We start from the raw sequence: 16,300 nt of genomic DNA on the forward strand, positions 1-16,300 counted from the left end.
CTTTATTTTACTTTCTCAGAAAACGAGCTGAACTTTTGCCGCCTGTGTTTTGTCTCCGGCAAAGATCAGCGCCGCTTCCAGGCCGGTAAATGGATATTCCGCGCTCAGTAACGGCAGCGGATTGATAACGCGGTTGGCAAGCCAGGAAACCGCAGTATTAAATTCGGTAGTAAAGCGGAAAGAGCCTTTCAGGGAGATCTCTTTGCTTATTACCATCATCATCGGGAAGTTGGGAACTGCGCCGCCCATGCCAACCTGCACCATCACGCCTTTGGCCCGTGTGACTTCCAGACACGTTGAGATAGAGGAAGGATGCCCAGAGACTTCAAAACTGATATCGAAATACCCTTTTTCTGCTTTCCAGTCATCGAGAGAATCATGCTGTGGGTTCACCAGCGTATCCGCGCCCATCTGCCGGGCCAGCGAGAGAGAACGGGTACTGATATCGGCACATACCACTTCCGCCGCGCCCAGCGTTTTTACCGCGCTAACAATCAGGCAGCCGATAGGGCCAACGCCGGAGATAAAGACGCGTTTGCCCTGCAGATCGCCCGCCTCATGAGCCGCATGAATGGCAACCGCCAGCGGCTCGGCAAAGGCCATGGCTTTTTCGTCCGCCTGTTCCGGCCAGGGAATGCACTGAGCGGTATCGACAGCTTTAAATCGGGTAAAACCGCCATCGACATGCGGAAAATACATGGCGCTGCCAAAGAAACGCATTTCAGTACAGTGGTTTTCTTCATGCTGCAGACAGTATTTGCAATGACCGCAAGGCTTCGATGGATTAATTGCTACCGGTTGTCCTTCACGTAATAAATCTGAGTCGCTATGAACGATTTTGCCAATCACTTCATGACCTAAAATCATTGGCGCTTTTACTGTAAAATTGCCGACTTTGCCTTCCTGATAATAATGTAAGTCAGACCCACAAATGCCGCCACGGGTAATTTGTACGAGTGTTCCTTTATTATTCCATTCAATATTTTGTTCCGTAACGGCAACAGCACGCTTACCCGCAACAAAGCAGGATTGAGTTTTTACTTCCATAAATTCCTCACTGGTCAGGTAGTTACCCTGAACGCATTTAAGCGGTTTTATTTGTCATTATTTGTGACTTATGTCACGCTGGAAAATTGTTACACTACAATGTTACGCATAACGTGATGTGCCTTAGAGTTCTTCTCTATGGAAATTAAAAAACGTGAAATTGTCGAACGTAGAGGCGTAATATTGTGGAGTGGAATATGACTCAGAGGTATTTAAATGGCCGGGGAAAGCTATATTTTAATGGGTGTTTCAGGTAGTGGTAAGTCTTTAATAGGCAGCAAAATTGCAACATTATTTTCTGCGAAGTTTATTGACGGCGATGATCTCCATCCGGCGAAAAACATTGATAAAATGTCTCAGGGAATACCGTTAACTGATGAAGACCGTTTATCCTGGCTGGAACGATTAAATGACGCTTCATACAGTCTTTATAAAAAAAATGAGACGGGATTTATTGTCTGCTCGTCATTAAAAAAACAGTACCGCGATATTTTACGTAAGAGTAGCCCTAACGTACATTTCCTGTGGCTGGATGGCGATTACGCTACCATTCTGCTGCGAATGCAGCGTCGTGCCGGGCATTTTATGCCGCCAGACCTGCTGCAAAGTCAGTTTGACGCGCTGGAGCGACCCTGTGCCGATGAACATGATATTGCGCGTATCGATGTTAATCATGACAGCGAGCACGTGACGGAGCAGTGCCGACAGGCTGTACAGGCTTTTCGTCAGGCACTCAGCACTTCCTGATCATTGTCAAAGCGCTGAGTCAGGCGGTCAGAAGTCAGCTTTTAGCACTACACGATAGCGGGCTTTGCCGTCGCGAACGTGCTGGATAGCCTCGTTGATTTGTGACATTGCGAACAGTTCCGTGGTGGGCGCGACTTTACTGCGTCCGGCGAATTTCATCAGTTTGCGAAGTTCATATGGCGTTCCGGTTGCCGAGCCTGAGATACTGCGATCGCCGGCAATTAATGTAAACGCCGGTACGGGCAGCGGCTTCAATACGGCCCCAACGGTATGGAAGTTACCGCCATACGTCAGAGCTTCGAAGTAGGGCTGCCAGTCGAGATCGACGTTGACCGTGTTAATAATGAGATCGAACTGACCCGCCAGTGCTTTTAACGCTTCCGGATCGCGGCTGTTCACCACGTTATTGGCCCCCATCGCCAGCACCTCCTGCTCTTTCGATGGATTGGAGCTGAACGCGGTGACTTCGCAGCCCATTGCGTGTAACAGCTTTATGGCGATATGCCCAAGCCCGCCGATACCGATGACGCCAACGCGGCTGGTAGCAGTAATATGGTGCATCAGTAGCGGTTTAAAGACCGTAATGCCGCCACATAACAGCGGGCCTGCGGACGCCATATCCATATTCTCCGGAAGAGGAATTACCCACTGCCAGCCTGCGCGAAGCTTCTCGGCAAAACCGCCACGATTGAGGATAGTGGGCACTGCGCCTTCCTGGCAGTTAATTTGATTGCCGCTGATACAGGCATCGCAGTGTCCGCAGCTGCGCGCCGTCCAGCCGATTCCAACGCGCTGGCCGACTTTTAGCCCCTTATCCTGTGCCGCGCTGCCGAGCGCGGCTACCCGACCGATGACCTCATGTCCGGCAACCAGAGGGTATTGAGAGAACCCCCATTCATTGTCGATCATTGACAGATCGGAATGGCAGATCCCGCAGTAGTCGACCCGTACCTCGACATCTTCCGGTTGGAGTTCTCCCGCGTCATATTCATAGAGTTCGAGTTCGCCGCCCGCCTCTTTGGCGGCATAGCTTTTTATTATCGTCATTGTGCTTCCCTTAATGTGGTGTTGAACTGAAAAGTGTAGAGCATGGAGGCAAGGGACGCCCGGCGTTAATCTGCTGAAGAAGGCGGGAAGTAGCCTGATTATTCTATTTAATACTCAACGCTGCTGAAATTTTCAGCACTTAGCGAAACAGGTGTACGCTCGTGCTTGCATGGCGGCGTATGACAGGTATAATCCACAACGTTTTCCGCATACCTCTTCAGTGCCGAAGTGGCGAAATCGGTAGACGCAGTTGATTCAAAATCAACCGTAGAAATACGTGCCGGTTCGAGTCCGGCCTTCGGCACCATACAAAGCTTTTTTCAAGTCTACTTACGTCTACTTTAGTCCATAAAAACAGTAAGTTAAGCAGGTTTCTGGCTTTTCTTAGTCTGTCCACGTCTACTCAATTCCTTGAACATATACCAACTGATGATGGTATAACTGATGGTATTCCCGGTTCGATTGATTTTGGTACCAACACTGGAGGTATCAACTGATGGCTCTCACCGATATCAAAGTTAGGACTACCAAGCCCTCCGACAAACCCTTCAAACTCACCGATGGGCAGGGTATGCACCTGCTGATCAATCCCAATGGTTCAAAATACTGGCGACTCCAATACCGTTTCGATGGCAAACAGAAAGTTTTAGCATTGGGTGTTTATCCAATGGTCTCTCTTGGTGAAGCTCGCAGGAAACGAGATGAGGCCAAAAAGTTGGTATCTGATGGTATCGACCCTTCCGAGAAGAAAAAGGCCGACAAGATCGAGCAAAGTGAAGCTTTGACATTCGAGGCTGTCGCAAGGGATTGGCATACTGCCTGTAAAAGGAAATGGTCTGATTCCCACAGCGAGAGAGTTCTAAAAAGCATGGAAGATGGTCTCTTTACTGCCATTGGTAAAAGAAAAATATCCGAGCTTAATACCAGAGATCTTCTTGCCCCTATCAAGGCTGTTGAAGCTTCCGGGCGATTGGAAGTTGCTTCCCGCCTACAGCAAAGAACAACAGCAGTAATGCGATATGCTGTCCAGAACGGGCTGATAGATTACAACCCTGCTCAGGAGATGGCAGGAGCTATTGCCGTAGCCAAACGAACCCACAGGCCAGCTTTGCCATTCGAACGATTCTCAGAACTCTTAGAACGAATTGATAACTTCAAAGGTAGGAAACTCACGAAGTTAGCCGTAAAGCTGACATTGCTCATTTTCATTCGTTCCAGTGAACTCAGATTCGCAAGATGGTCGGAGATCGACTTTGAAAATGCGATGTGGACTATCCCTGGAGAACGCGAGCCATTGCCAGGGGTCAAACATTCGCACCGTGGTTCGAAAATGCGAACTCCACATCTTGTTCCTTTGAGTTGTCAGGCATTGGATGTGCTGACAGAAATCAAAGAGATCAGTGGTGACCATGAACTCGTGTTTATTGGCGATCATAATTTCCGCAAACCTATGAGCGAGAATACAGTTAATAAAGCTTTGCGAGCTATGGGCTACGACACTACTGTTGAAGTCTGTGGACATGGATTCAGGGCTATGGCTTGTAGTGCCTTGATTGAATCCGGCTTGTGGTCGAAAGATGCTGTTGAACGGCAAATGAGCCATCAGGAGCGGAACTCAGTTCGCGCTGCTTATATACATAAAGCAGAGCACCTTGATGAACGAAAGTTAATGCTTCAATGGTGGGCCGATTACCTTGACCTTCTTAGAATACGACAAGTTTCACCATTTGATTTTAAAAAGATTTAACTATGAATAAGTAGTTAATTAATCGCTCTCCCTTATCAATGTTGTTAAGGGAGAGTTAATTCAAATAAGTAGTGTTAACTCATTCAAGCTTTGAATACAGTGGAGGGATTAATGAAAGTGGTAAGTCCTTATGAGGAAATAAGAAACTGGTTTAGTCTCGATAACTATGATCAGGTAAAATCACTTACAATTAAAGAACTGCATAAAGAGCTTGTCTTTAGAGAAGTAATTTTCGATAGCATAAATTTTGAATGGGAAGTAGATAATCAAAATTTAAAAAACATCCTCGAAGGTAATCCCATTTTAAGCAGGAAAGAAAATTATTATGACCAATATGTTAGGGGGCAAAGGCATGTTGCACAGGTTAGTTTTGGTGATATAAAGAAATTAGAGAAAAAGTTAATAATGTTTAGTATGGATTTTTTTGAAGAGAATGGCGATTTCAAAAAGGAGTTGAACAAGAAACCTATAACAAAAACCATGAGAGACTTTTTCCTAAACCAAAATAGCAGCAAGATGTATGTATCCTTTGATTTGGGGTTATCAAGCGATGAAGAGATTATAACAGCTTTACAAACGATGCTACCAGATCTAAGGAAAGACTATGGGATTGATCCAGTAAAAACAGAAAAAATTGGACTGGCAAAAATAAGAAAACTTGTCGATTACAATATCATTCCAATGATGGATTTATTGATTTGGTCAAAATACAAAAAAGTAAAAATCTCAAATATGATCTTGTCTCGTGTGTTGTATCCTGATTTCACTAAGGAGATTAGAGGCGAAGATCACATTAAAGATACAGACAGACCCGTTGCAGAGAGGTCATTGAATGGAGAAACAACCCGTAGTCTGGAACATTTTATCAGCAAAAACAGCCATCTTCTCAACATACCGATTTCAGAACTCGGCTCTTTCTAGTTGTAAATCAGCATGTTAATTGTCAAGGGGAAGGTGATAATATTTTTCTTCCCCGGAATTTCTCTCAATTCTTCCCTCATCTAACGTTTCAGTTATCAGCACTCCCTTCATAGATACGAATCTGTGTGGCTAATATCTCCGTAACGGAAGCGGAGGAGACAGCCAAATGAATACAACCAATCAAAGCTTAATTCGTTTACCAGAAGTCTTGAAACGAACTGGTTTCGGCAAGGCCTGGATCTATCGTCTGATCAGTGAAGGTCGGTTTCCGGCACCAGTGAAGATCGGAGTTCGTGCCGTTGCTTTTGTCGAGAGTGAAGTTGACGAGTGGATTCAATCAGTTATCGAATCAAGCAGAATTAATATTGCTTAATTAAACCTGGGAGAGATTTTTATGAATATCGAAGAGTTTGTGAGTGAAGATAACCATATGTGCAATTTATGCGGAGATCTGTTTTACAAGATCTTTGACCCAGAAGTAATTTATGACTTACCCAATAACGAGTTTAATAAAGAAATCATTTACTGGCTCAGTCAGTACCTTGTAGGAAATTTGAGAGAACCTTTAGACTCGATCTCTGAGCTTAATGCTTACAAACAGATATATGTTTACGAGACCTGGTTCTCGTTAATTAAATGCCCTGATGAAATGAAACTCTTGGCGAAGCGGATAATTCTATATCTATTGGATTAAGAAATTTTTATGAAAATGTAAAGTTTAGCTGAATATTTTTGCTTAAAACTTTACAGAATAACTTACATTATTTTTAAGATCGTTTATTCGCAAGGCAGTGAGATAGTTTTCGAGGTATTAGGTGTACATAATAACAACTAGATCTACCAGATGATAATTTGACAGGAATAATCGTCTATCTCACTGTTTTAATTTAAATAAATATCTTAATCGATCCAAATAAATTTGTAAATCTACGAAATGCTTATTATTAATATATTGGAATTATACTTTTTGTAAGGTTTAGGAGGAAAATATGAGCAGTATTTGTGTAGATTCGTTTATGTTGGAAAATGGTGAGAGGTATTGTCATGTTGTAGATAAAAAAACTGGTGAGCCATTGTATTATCCAAATTTGTATATAACAACACAAGTCAGAAATCGGTCAGAGTCTATATCAACAATGAAAGTTATTGCCGGTAGCATTTCATTGTTATATCGATTCTTTATGAGGAAAGAGATCAATATTGATGAAAGAATTCAGAAATGGATATTTCTGGCTCCTCATGAAATTGATGATTTGATTGAGTTTGCTTCATTCAATTTTAAAAGTGGCGGAGATAATGATTTTCGTGTTTCGAATGTCAAAAAACCAACTAAGTATTTTCGGATTACAACGATAGCTAACTATCTGGAATGGTTATGTAAAATACTTCTTTCTCATACAGGTCAGAAAGATACAATCAAAGAGATACTTGTTTTCATTAACAACATAAAAAGAAAGAAACCAAGAAACAATGACAAATATATTATGGATATCGAAAAGAGCTTAGACAAAGCACAACTGGATTCTTTGTTTAGCATACTTTCGCCAGGGAGTAACTTGAACCCATTTACGGAAAAAGTGCAAAAAAGAAACAATCTAATATTTCTTCTATTACATTGCTTTGGTTTGAGAGCAGGTGAACTTTTGAATCTGCGTATTGGCGATATAGATTTTGCAGAATCAACAATCGCAATAAGAAGGAGAGCAAATGATAAAACAGAGCCACGAGTTTATCAGCCATTAGTGAAGACTTGCGAGAGAAAATTAATTGCTGACACAAAACTCATATATGAAATTTCAGATTATATTTTGAATGATCGTAGGAAAGTTAAAAATTCTAATAAGCATGATTTTCTGTTTATTACCTATAAGGAAGGGAAGACCCAAGGGCAACCTCTGTCATTTTCCTCATACCATAAGATAGTGAGTGTTGTTCGCCAATCATCCTCACTTCTAAGTGGATTAACAGGTCATAAACTACGACACACATGGAATTATGAGTTCTCAAAAACAATAGACAAGGCCCAAGATATATCCGATGAAAAAGAACAGCAAATCCGTTCTTATCTCATGGGATGGCGACCTGGTTCAGATACTTCAATAATTTATAATCGCAGGCATATTTTTGAACTATCGAAAAAAACTGCACTTGAACAACAAGAGCAACTATTCAAAGGAGGATTTGATGAATAATTTAATTAAATGTAACTCTGATAAAATGTCTTTGCATGAACATAAAATCGTCACTTCGATTGAAAACGATGGAATCAACATTAGAGAATTGATATGTGTCATGAATGAAAAATTGGTTTGTGGATTTGTATATACAGTACAATATTATTTTAATAGCAACAGCTATTTGTATGTAAAAAGTATCGTTAGAAATATGGAGAGTCTTATCCGTAAACTATCTCCTACTCATATTGATGATAAGGTTCTAATTGAATATCAAAATAAGCAATCATCAAAAGCCCCAGCATCATTTCGTGTTTTACGACCATTTTTGATTAAATGGTTTGAGTTTGGATATCCTGGAATAGATGAAAGTGCTGTAGAATTATTAAAGCATTTTGACCTAAAAATAAAAAAAGCTGGTCAGTCTGTGTTACAAGATGATCCAACAGGGGGCCCACTAACTAAAGAGGAACATACTTCCTTGATCAGGGCTATGAATCATGCATATAGAATAGGTGTACTGTCACTGTCAGATTATGCAATATCACTATTAATGAGTCTGACAGGTAGAAGACCTCAGCAGTTAGTTATGTTGAAACATAAAGACCTTCTTCAAAAGAACTTAGATAATGGTAAAGTGGAATATATAATTTCAGTACCACGAGTTAAACAAAGGGGTAAACAACTACAATATCGAAAAGTGCCAATAATCTCAGAGGTTGCATCAATTGTTCAACTTCAAGCTAATCATTCCGTGAGACTTGTTGAGCTAACCCTTGGCAAAACCCTTGATGATCATGCCAAAGGCAAGATTCCAGTTTTCTTGAACGAGGAAAAACTGCTTGATTTAGCCATAATAGATTCTAACTTTCTGGAGTCTAATAAAATATATGCAAAACCAACAATTGCAAATGTAGCACTAAAGAATATTGTTAATAATGGGAATGTAATTTCAAAACGTACAGGTTCTCTACTCAATGTCACTCCTCGCAGGCTTCGCTATACGATAGCAACTATGCTGGCTAGGGAGGGACATAATGCCAATACTATAGCTGAATTGTTGGATCATTCTTCTACTTCAAGTACGGGAATTTATATTAAAAATCTTGCCGAGAGTGTTGAAAGGATTGATTCCGCTGTTTCAGAACAATTGTCATTCGTCGCTGATATTTTTATGAATGGAATAAGATCTAATAAGATAAGGGATTTTAAATTTTGCTCTTCGAGAAAATGTCAAAGTCAGAATTTAAATGTAAATTTTCCTTGTAAAGAATGTGCTTTCTTTATGCCAGTTGATATTGATGAGGTGAATGCCCAATGAACAATGTTATTTTATTTAAGTCTAAAAAACAACTTACGGCAGAAAACAATTATAATGAATTCATACAATTTTGTCGCTATCAACTATCTGGGCTAACTCAAACTCAGGATTGGGAGCAATATGTTTGGAAAGGGTATGTAACTTTTAGAAAAATAGGGGTTGGACATAAAGTATTTAACTCCAAAGATGCAATGCATGAAGATTTTCTCGATTTTGCAAAAGCATATATTAGATATCAGCACTCATTGAAACCCTTGAAAAATTATGGGGCCATAATGATGGCTTTGAGATGTCTCGAACAGGCTCTTTTGCAGGTTCTGAGCAATGCTCTCATTTATAATGTTACAGCCGTTGTTTTTGATGAGGCTATGCAGATCGGAAGTAGATATTTTGAAGGTAATGTTCTCGCTCAATGTGGGATACAGCTTGAAAAATTATCAAAGTTTCTATGTGAACATAACCTTATAAAATTAGGGTACATATCCTGGAAAAATCATGTGAGGCAGAAGGTCAAAAACAACTATCTTCCTGAGATTGAGGACTATCACAGAAACGATAAGTTACCAGATGAAAAGGCATTACTTGCTATTGCTGATATTTTTTCTAAAAATGATGAGCTACTGAGTCCAAGGGATAAATTCACCAGTTCAGTATTTGCACTTCTGCTTTGTTGTCCGAGCAGAATTTCTGAGATTTTAGCCTTACCTGCTGATTGTGAGATTACACAAATAGATGGCAAGGGTATCGAAAGATATGGTCTGAGATTCTATTCGGTTAAGGGGTATGGCCCTAATATCAAGTGGATTCCACAGGTTATGATACCAGTTGCGAAGAAAGCGATTAGAAGATTGCTTTCCTTATCACAAAATGCAAGGGCATTTGCTCAATGGTGCGAAAAATACCCTGATAAGTTTTATCGACATGAATTCTGCCCAAAAGTTGATGAAAAGTTAAAGTTGACAGTCGAACAGGTTTGTCTTGCACTTGGATACCCTTTATATGATCATAAATCATGCGTTCTAAAAATTAAAAGAACTAGTTTGGATGGTGGGGAAAGTTTCTTAAACTCCAATGATTATAACTATTCCTTGAGTGATCTATGGGAAATGATTAGCTCAGGTTTTAGCAGAGACTTTCCTTGGTATGATGAAGAAAAATCTATAAGATTTAGCAATGCTTTATGTTTATTGAATCCTCGCCAATTTTCTTTATCACAAATGAGCGATATCTATTCATTTTATAAACCTACTAAAGGATTCTTTTTTAGAGACATACAAGATAAAACAAGCCATGAGTCTGGATTTAAAAATATTTTCGCCCGATACGGATATTATGATGATGAGGGTAAACCACTACTTATTCGCTCACACCAACCACGGCACCTATTAAATACAATAGCTCACTATGGTGAAATGTCTGAACTTGATATAGCTAAATGGTCTGGTCGTATCAATGCTAATCAGAACAGAGTTTATAACCATGTGTCGGAAGAAGATATATTAGATAAAATCAAAGCTATTAAATTGATCAAGAGTAATTATTGCCAAAAGGAGTCTATTCCCTCAATGGGATTGCCAGTTGACTTTGATAACCTTTATCAAGGGGCAATTCACTTAACAGAATTTGGTTACTGTGTGCATAACTATTTGGTTCAACCTTGTAATAAAATTAATCAGTTTGTGGAATGTGATAATGAAGCACTGGACATGAAATCAACTGATAGAATGAGGCTTGAATCTATCCGGGAAAAAGTAATACAACTGAAAAACATAACTCAACTCGCTTTTGAAAATGGTGACTATGGTGCTGATAAATGGTTGCAACACCACGAAAAAAATTTGGAAAGAATTAATAAACTTTTGAATAATTGAAACAGGAGATACAAATGGCAAAACATTTAAACAGGAGTGAAATAAAAACAATTACAAATATTATACTGACTTGGGACGGCAAAATCACATGGGATGATTTATGTGAATCAGTATATAAAAATATAAACAGAACCATCACAAGGCAATCTTTAAGTGCTCATAATGAAGTTGTTGATGCATATAGAACAAAGAAGAACTTGCTCAACTTGAAAGAATCAGGTTTAAAGAAACCAGCTAATTTAACGATTGCGGCACAACAAATATTAAATCTAAAAGCCGAAAATGAAATGCTTAAAAAACAGAACAATAGATACAAAGAGCAATTTACCTATTGGCAGTATAATGCTTATAGGCATGGTCTCACTATGGAACAATTGAATAGGCCATTTAATAAAAAATAATAATTGATAGGTTACACCTATTGACAAATTAAAGAAGTTCGATAAATTTAAGTATATGGTCAGGAAGACTATTTCAATTATGCAAGGATGCATTCTATGGACAAAAACAACTTCAATCCAGAGTTTACTCTGGAAGAGCAACTTATCATTATAATTGATAAATATATATCAAAACGATACCAGCCCGGAGATAAAAGTTTCTCATACAAACTATACCTGCTTTTTGTTGGCTATCATTTAAAGTATTTCTACCCAAGACAGCTATACACTCGTTCTAATCGTAACATAGACAACATTATGACGATGTTCAGTTCTGTATACAAATGCCTTACAAGTACTTTGTTGCAGCGATTGAACAATAAGGAGGCTGTTATCAGGGAGCTAAACTCTCTCGTGAACTATATTGATAACAATCAAGAAAAAGCAGAAGGAATTTATACGGTTGTAAGAACACAGTATGAAGTGAAGGTTATCGAGAAAGAGTTAACCCATGAAGTAGTCAGAGTAAGAAATGTTAGATTATAAAAGCTCCCTACGGGAGCTTCATTTCAGTAATCAATTTTAATTACCTACAAACTGCCAGTCATCATCTGTTTTTATTAATTTAATTGTTGATGCTTGTTTTAAATGATTATCAAATACGGTTATTACATTGCACTTATAACTTTTATCAGATTCTTTTGTGCAATCTACTTTTTTTACTGAAGTCAGTTGGTTTCCCGTCCATTTACTTAAAGCAGAATAAATATCTTTTTCTGATGGTTCACTGTTACATGCTGTTAGAAGAAATGCTGTAAGAAAAATAGTAACGATTGAGATTGTTTTCATTTTATTTTTCCAGAAATAATTAATTAAGAACACCAGATTTAGTGTTGCTATTATCAGAGGAGAAAGCCCATTTACTGACTTTTTCGCCATTAAACTCAATCTCAAGAGTTTTAGACTGGGTCTGCGAACCGCCAGTAAACAGCCCTACAACTGGAATGAAAGTTGTTGCATTGAACTGATTGTTATACATAAAGTATCTCCATTGTTCGTTGCCATCGTTAAGGGTCGTTCTCGTGTCAGGCTCCCCTAACTTAGTGAGTAACTCTGTCTTAGTTGTTTTGTTTTTAATGATCTTTGACTGGAGGCTTTGTACCGTTTCATTTTTTATTTTTTGATTGCCGGATGTAGAACAGCCAGAAATTGAAAAAATTGCAATGAAAAAGGAGGTGACAATAAATTTATTCATTTTATTTTCCTTATTACATTTGAACAGAGTTAGCTTTTATGTGTGAAAACGGCTCTGTGTGCAAATTTCTTACGTAAATAGAATCTTAAAGAAATTGCTGATGCAAAATAGATAACGACAGCAAATATAAAACTTTGACTGACAGCGAATATGAAGAAAGCTATCGCCAACAGCACAATTCCTATTAGTAAAGCTAACCAAGATGAAACGGCTCCATATTTGATGGTTGAATGACAGCCAGTGCAGACGCTAACTCCAAACTGGCTCTCTTTGAAGCAGAACGGGCACTTTATTGTTTCGTTTTTCATATCAACCTCAAGGTTGCAGATTAAATGGTGCGTTTACAGAGATTCTCGATGACCGACTCGCTTTAGTAAAATTGCTTGTACCGATCGATGATTGGTGCTTGATAGTCGGTGACTATCATAACTAGATTATCGATCTGTAATAACGATCAATATTTTCTTGACTAAACGCAAATTTGTTACTACAGATAGAGTGCGGTTACGAAAAGTATTTGTAATTAACTGTCTATAAACGAATTTTTCTTGCAGGTTTTAGATGATGTGTTGAATAGACTTCTGAGAAGTTTGTAGGGGTCTTATGAAGAATGCTCTTACCATAGCTTCGCAGAAGCTCTATGAACCTTCTGATAAATGGAATCCAGCCGATGAGCCTGAGATGCTTTTGCCTTTTGACGGCATTTTTTTGAAGAATCTTTTCTACGATTTCATTCCGTTTGTCTTCTCTGAGCCGTAGTTCCAGTTCGACAATTTTTTCACTTATGCTTTCCCTTGGAATATCCGTTGTTGCAACATCTTTTGCAGGAGCAGGAGCAGGAGCAGGAGCAGGAGCAGGAGCAGGAGCAGGAGCAGGAGCAGGAGCAGGAGCAGGAGCAGGAGCAGGGATAGCTTCCTTTATAGCCAGCATAGCTTCTAAGTGGTCGGGGTCGTAGTTAAGCCGATTACTGAGATTTGCCCAAGAATAGCTTTTACCCAATTGCGAAGCTTTGAAAGCAATATCGCGGTAAGAAAATGAGAAGCCGTTCATTTTCCCGGTAGAAGCGACATTCGCCGTCCAGCCGACTTCTGCTTCTTCCAGCCTCTTGATAAAAGTTAAAAGGTCAGGTGTATCTGCCAAAATTTTATCAATGATCTGTTGAAGGGATTTCTTGGGGCAGGGAACACCAGTTCGTTCTGATTGCATCTGTTCGTTGCGAGAGATTCCTTTCCGCTTCGGTTGCTTTGGTGTAATGGAATGGGCTGTCTTAGTCACTGTCAGACAGTGAGCGATTTCGAGTTCACTGATTATGCGGGTACTTATAAGGTTCTCATTCCTACCAAGGTAAAGCTTTCCTCCATTGAGGTCGATCCTGCTTGCGATAATGTGTATGTGCTGACCAGCAGAATCGTCATGTAGAACATAGCAACGGAGGTGAGTATCACTGAACCCCATTCTTTTCATGTAGTCATCTGCGATACTGGACCACTGTTCATCCGTTAGTGATTCACCATTGGGTAAGCGAAGCGAGTTGTGCCAAACGGCCTTCTGAACTTCAGGGCGAAGCTGTTTGCTGATATCAAATTCAGCGATCAGTTCAAGAGCTGAGTCACTCAGCATATTTCCCCCGATTACTACTGGATCGGATTTATGATGTGCTCCGAGCTTCAGTACATATCGGACCACACCAGAGAAGCATTTACCTCTCTTGATCTTTTGCATTCCTTTCATAAGATTAGATCTTATTTGTGAGAAGCTATAAGGCTTACACGAAACTCATGGAGAAGCTTTTTGACTGCAAAAGCTTCTGTCTTAGTCAGAGGACTATCGTTGCTTTTTGAATCCAAATGTACTAACAAACGATTAATCTTCTGCGATATCTCACCCAGCATCCTCCAAGCATCCTTATTTATCTCTGGGATAATCGGCGGTAGTTCTCTCAAAGACACTAGACGGAGCCATTCGCTTTTTCGGTAATGACCTCGCAGTTTTTCAACTTTTTCTAGCTCTTTTTTATTAAATCTTACACTTACACAATATAATCTCAATTCATCAGAGTGTGTTTTTGGTATGTTGCTGAAAGAACCTTGAACACCTTCCTCTCTTTTTAATAGGGTGTAGTTATCGCTAATTTTGTTTATCTTCATATAAACTCCTTTTTATATGCTTACAGTAAATTAACATTTACAGATATTTAATTCTCCAACATATAAATATAAGTTAAATATTTTTAGTGTCAATAGTTATGAGGTTGGTTTTATATTAATAAATCATTAGTAAATGGAGATGTTTGAAACCTGAAAAGTTACATATTGGTAGAAATGTCTTGCTTGTTGTAAAGGGTATGCAAACTATGTTATAAACAACAAAAGACAACTAAGGATTACTCAATAATGAAGCTTCTTAAGGACTTTTTATTAGCTCTATTTAAAACAAAATCTAAAAAACAAGCTGAAGTTTTTCTCGAAGCGGGAAATAATCCTAAACAAATAAACCAAGTATCTAGGGTTGGGAATAAAACAAACCCAAAATTCGTTGCTTCGGAAAAACAATTAAATCAACTTTTAATTATATGGATTGGTCTTGGGGCATTGTCAGAAACGTTAAATCCCAATCTAAACCTCTGGCATTCAGGAACTATTGGTTCTAAAGATATGATAAATAATTCCGAATTACTGTGGTGTACAAGAGATGAAAATTCAAAAGAATCTTATAATGCAGCGGCCAAACTTGATGCCCCACATATAAATAAATTGCCGTGTCTCACTCATTTTCAGACAGTTCGTGTACTCAAAATGGCTGATTTTAATTGTATGTCGTTAGGTGAATTTACCAGAAATTTTTGTGATCATAGCCATTGGAAAATGAAAGAAGTGTTGAGAGAATGGTGCCTGCAAAATGAATTTGATGGTGCAGTTAAAACTAATGGTGGCATCGATGAAGTGGTTTTATGTAAACCAGGAGATGACTTATTGATTATTAATGTTATTCACCTCTAATATTATTAGTCACTAAGCTACAAAATAATAATTATAGCTTTTTATTTTTTTTATTTTATATACTAAAGGACATTTGCATTACTAAATTCAGTCGTTATCATTAACTAAACCTTTCATCTAAAATATGTATAATAATCATCGAGGTGTAATTAAAGTACGCATTTGTCTTTTCAGGATGTTTAGCTAAGGTGTCATCATACCCCGGAAATATTTTTGTATACTCTTTGGTTTTAAATACTAGACTTTCTGGAAGATTTGGATTTTGATATAGGCTGCAAAAATTATTTATATGAAGGTAAAACTTCAGTTTTGAGATACTTATACATTTTCGTTCATTGTCACGATGCCAAACTAAAATCTCAAGAATGTGGCTCAACATTAGAAGTGCTCTAAAGTTCCAAATTTCATTTGAAATTCCATAAACATCTTTAATTTCATTCTCAAATATCTTTAGAATGCTTTCTGTTGTTCCATGAATAAACTCTTTTTTAAGCTTTTTTGAAAGTATTAGTTTCTTATATCGATATTTCCATATATTACATATTTTGAATTCCATTATGTTAGAGTGAATGAGGTTAAGGGTTTTATTTTTAATCACAATTGTTGTCCTCCTATGTTTTTGTGATAAAGTTACCTCGTTTATTATAATAGTCAACACGGAGGTTGTTATTAGTTAATATATAAAACACTTAATCATTCAATTAATTGTTTAACAGTTTTTCCATAGGGATTAAATGTTTAAGAATTACAATATAATGTGACTAATAAATATCTTCAAAGCAGATGATGAC

The 16,300-nt window shown here is 38.5% G+C and carries 18 protein-coding genes and 1 tRNA gene; 12 read left to right on the forward strand and 7 right to left on the reverse strand.

Annotated elements, in window-relative coordinates; all coding sequences use genetic code 11:
- Positions 1-15: 15 nt before the first annotated feature.
- On the reverse strand, positions 16-1,047 hold the full coding sequence (idnD, locus tag ACFK9X_RS03785) for an L-idonate 5-dehydrogenase (RefSeq protein WP_151115572.1): 1,032 nt from the start codon (positions 1,045-1,047) through the stop codon (positions 16-18).
- Positions 1,048-1,263: 216 nt separating this feature from the next.
- On the opposite strand from idnD, the gene idnK reads away from it, so the two are divergent.
- Positions 1,264-1,794 (forward strand): gluconokinase, encoded by a 531-nt coding sequence (idnK, locus tag ACFK9X_RS03790; protein WP_151115574.1) that lies wholly within the window; start codon positions 1,264-1,266, stop codon positions 1,792-1,794.
- Positions 1,795-1,821: 27 nt separating this feature from the next.
- Here the strand turns inward: idnK and ACFK9X_RS03795 are convergent, their stop codons facing one another.
- Complete coding sequence (locus tag ACFK9X_RS03795) at positions 1,822-2,841, reverse strand: NAD(P)-dependent alcohol dehydrogenase (protein WP_000152566.1); 1,020 nt, start codon at positions 2,839-2,841, stop codon at positions 1,822-1,824.
- A gap of 222 nt (positions 2,842-3,063) precedes the next feature.
- Between ACFK9X_RS03795 and ACFK9X_RS03800 the strand changes: the two genes are divergently transcribed.
- The 10 genes from ACFK9X_RS03800 to ACFK9X_RS03845 all read left to right on the forward strand — a co-directional run bounded on the left by ACFK9X_RS03800 (position 3,064) and on the right by ACFK9X_RS03845 (position 11,801).
- Positions 3,064-3,148, forward strand: a tRNA-Leu gene (locus tag ACFK9X_RS03800).
- A gap of 189 nt (positions 3,149-3,337) precedes the next feature.
- A complete protein-coding gene (locus tag ACFK9X_RS03805) occupies positions 3,338-4,588 on the forward strand; it encodes an integrase arm-type DNA-binding domain-containing protein (RefSeq protein ID WP_151115576.1) in 1,251 nt (416 codons plus the stop codon).
- Positions 4,589-4,699: 111 nt separating this feature from the next.
- Positions 4,700-5,509: a DUF6387 family protein gene (locus ACFK9X_RS03810; RefSeq protein WP_151115578.1), complete on the forward strand. Its 810-nt coding sequence runs from the start codon at positions 4,700-4,702 to the stop codon at positions 5,507-5,509.
- A gap of 166 nt (positions 5,510-5,675) precedes the next feature.
- A complete protein-coding gene (locus ACFK9X_RS03815) occupies positions 5,676-5,882 on the forward strand; it encodes an AlpA family transcriptional regulator (RefSeq protein ID WP_151115580.1) in 207 nt (68 codons plus the stop codon).
- Between the two features lie 21 nt (positions 5,883-5,903).
- Complete coding sequence (locus tag ACFK9X_RS03820) at positions 5,904-6,203, forward strand: hypothetical protein (RefSeq protein ID WP_151115582.1); 300 nt, start codon at positions 5,904-5,906, stop codon at positions 6,201-6,203.
- Between the two features lie 295 nt (positions 6,204-6,498).
- Positions 6,499-7,701, forward strand: a complete 1,203-nt coding sequence (locus ACFK9X_RS03825; RefSeq protein WP_151115584.1) for a tyrosine-type recombinase/integrase — start codon at positions 6,499-6,501, stop codon at positions 7,699-7,701.
- Entirely contained in the window at positions 7,694-9,004 is a 1,311-nt protein-coding gene (locus ACFK9X_RS03830) for a tyrosine-type recombinase/integrase (RefSeq protein WP_151115586.1), read from the forward strand. The genes ACFK9X_RS03825 and ACFK9X_RS03830 overlap by 8 nt, the downstream gene beginning before the upstream one ends.
- The gene (locus tag ACFK9X_RS03835) at positions 9,001-10,875 is read left to right on the forward strand and encodes a DNA-binding protein (protein WP_151115588.1); all 1,875 of its coding nucleotides are present in this window, start codon (positions 9,001-9,003) and stop codon (positions 10,873-10,875) included. Before ACFK9X_RS03830 ends, ACFK9X_RS03835 begins: the two co-directional genes overlap by 4 nt.
- A 14-nt stretch (positions 10,876-10,889) precedes the next feature.
- The gene (locus tag ACFK9X_RS03840) at positions 10,890-11,276 is read left to right on the forward strand and encodes a hypothetical protein (RefSeq protein ID WP_151115590.1); all 387 of its coding nucleotides are present in this window, start codon (positions 10,890-10,892) and stop codon (positions 11,274-11,276) included.
- 96 nt (positions 11,277-11,372) lie between these two features.
- Entirely contained in the window at positions 11,373-11,801 is a 429-nt protein-coding gene (locus tag ACFK9X_RS03845; RefSeq protein WP_151115591.1) for a hypothetical protein, read from the forward strand.
- A 36-nt stretch (positions 11,802-11,837) separates the two neighbouring features.
- On the opposite strand, the gene ACFK9X_RS03850 is transcribed toward ACFK9X_RS03845, so the two are convergent.
- The 4 genes from ACFK9X_RS03850 to ACFK9X_RS03865 form a co-directional block, all read right to left on the reverse strand.
- Positions 11,838-12,104, reverse strand: coding sequence for a cell wall-binding protein (locus ACFK9X_RS03850; protein WP_151115592.1), 267 nt, complete (start codon positions 12,102-12,104; stop codon positions 11,838-11,840).
- 19 nt (positions 12,105-12,123) lie between these two features.
- Positions 12,124-12,510 (reverse strand): hypothetical protein, encoded by a 387-nt coding sequence (locus ACFK9X_RS03855; RefSeq protein WP_151115594.1) that lies wholly within the window; start codon positions 12,508-12,510, stop codon positions 12,124-12,126.
- A gap of 531 nt (positions 12,511-13,041) precedes the next feature.
- Positions 13,042-14,241, reverse strand: a complete 1,200-nt coding sequence (locus tag ACFK9X_RS03860) for a relaxase/mobilization nuclease domain-containing protein (RefSeq protein ID WP_391027751.1) — start codon at positions 14,239-14,241, stop codon at positions 13,042-13,044.
- Positions 14,242-14,252: 11 nt separating this feature from the next.
- Complete coding sequence (locus ACFK9X_RS03865; protein ID WP_202441432.1) at positions 14,253-14,657, reverse strand: hypothetical protein; 405 nt, start codon at positions 14,655-14,657, stop codon at positions 14,253-14,255.
- A gap of 246 nt (positions 14,658-14,903) precedes the next feature.
- On the opposite strand from ACFK9X_RS03865, the gene ACFK9X_RS03870 reads away from it, so the two are divergent.
- Positions 14,904-15,509, forward strand: coding sequence for a hypothetical protein (locus ACFK9X_RS03870; RefSeq protein WP_151115599.1), 606 nt, complete (start codon positions 14,904-14,906; stop codon positions 15,507-15,509).
- 100 nt (positions 15,510-15,609) lie between these two features.
- Here the strand turns inward: ACFK9X_RS03870 and ACFK9X_RS03875 are convergent, their stop codons facing one another.
- Positions 15,610-16,107: a hypothetical protein gene (locus ACFK9X_RS03875; protein WP_151115601.1), complete on the reverse strand. Its 498-nt coding sequence runs from the start codon at positions 16,105-16,107 to the stop codon at positions 15,610-15,612.
- Between the last annotated feature and the right edge of the window lie 193 nt (positions 16,108-16,300).

Source organism: Salmonella sp. WC3 (assembly GCF_042932255.1).
GTDB classification, from domain to species: domain Bacteria; phylum Pseudomonadota; class Gammaproteobacteria; order Enterobacterales; family Enterobacteriaceae; genus Salmonella; species Salmonella enterica.

Bases quoted from the DNA above. Each gene is read 5' to 3' on its own strand.
- ACFK9X_RS03805 (WP_151115576.1), top strand. From the start codon at position 3,338: ATGGCTCTCACCGATATCAAAGTTAGGACTACCAAGCCCTCCGACAAA.
- ACFK9X_RS03850 (WP_151115592.1), bottom strand. From the start codon at position 12,104: ATGAAAACAATCTCAATCGTTACTATTTTTCTTACAGCATTTCTTCTA.
- ACFK9X_RS03795 (WP_000152566.1), bottom strand. From the start codon at position 2,841: ATGACGATAATAAAAAGCTATGCCGCCAAAGAGGCGGGCGGCGAACTC.
- ACFK9X_RS03840 (WP_151115590.1), top strand. From the start codon at position 10,890: ATGGCAAAACATTTAAACAGGAGTGAAATAAAAACAATTACAAATATT.
- ACFK9X_RS03845 (WP_151115591.1), top strand. From the start codon at position 11,373: ATGGACAAAAACAACTTCAATCCAGAGTTTACTCTGGAAGAGCAACTT.
- ACFK9X_RS03855 (WP_151115594.1), bottom strand. From the start codon at position 12,510: ATGAATAAATTTATTGTCACCTCCTTTTTCATTGCAATTTTTTCAATT.
- ACFK9X_RS03820 (WP_151115582.1), top strand. From the start codon at position 5,904: ATGAATATCGAAGAGTTTGTGAGTGAAGATAACCATATGTGCAATTTA.
- ACFK9X_RS03830 (WP_151115586.1), top strand. From the start codon at position 7,694: ATGAATAATTTAATTAAATGTAACTCTGATAAAATGTCTTTGCATGAA.
- ACFK9X_RS03835 (WP_151115588.1), top strand. From the start codon at position 9,001: ATGAACAATGTTATTTTATTTAAGTCTAAAAAACAACTTACGGCAGAA.
- idnD (WP_151115572.1), bottom strand. From the start codon at position 1,047: ATGGAAGTAAAAACTCAATCCTGCTTTGTTGCGGGTAAGCGTGCTGTT.
- ACFK9X_RS03865 (WP_202441432.1), bottom strand. From the start codon at position 14,657: ATGAAGATAAACAAAATTAGCGATAACTACACCCTATTAAAAAGAGAG.
- ACFK9X_RS03810 (WP_151115578.1), top strand. From the start codon at position 4,700: ATGAAAGTGGTAAGTCCTTATGAGGAAATAAGAAACTGGTTTAGTCTC.
- ACFK9X_RS03825 (WP_151115584.1), top strand. From the start codon at position 6,499: ATGAGCAGTATTTGTGTAGATTCGTTTATGTTGGAAAATGGTGAGAGG.
- ACFK9X_RS03860 (WP_391027751.1), bottom strand. From the start codon at position 14,241: ATGAAAGGAATGCAAAAGATCAAGAGAGGTAAATGCTTCTCTGGTGTG.
- ACFK9X_RS03815 (WP_151115580.1), top strand. From the start codon at position 5,676: ATGAATACAACCAATCAAAGCTTAATTCGTTTACCAGAAGTCTTGAAA.
- ACFK9X_RS03870 (WP_151115599.1), top strand. From the start codon at position 14,904: ATGAAGCTTCTTAAGGACTTTTTATTAGCTCTATTTAAAACAAAATCT.
- idnK (WP_151115574.1), top strand. From the start codon at position 1,264: ATGGCCGGGGAAAGCTATATTTTAATGGGTGTTTCAGGTAGTGGTAAG.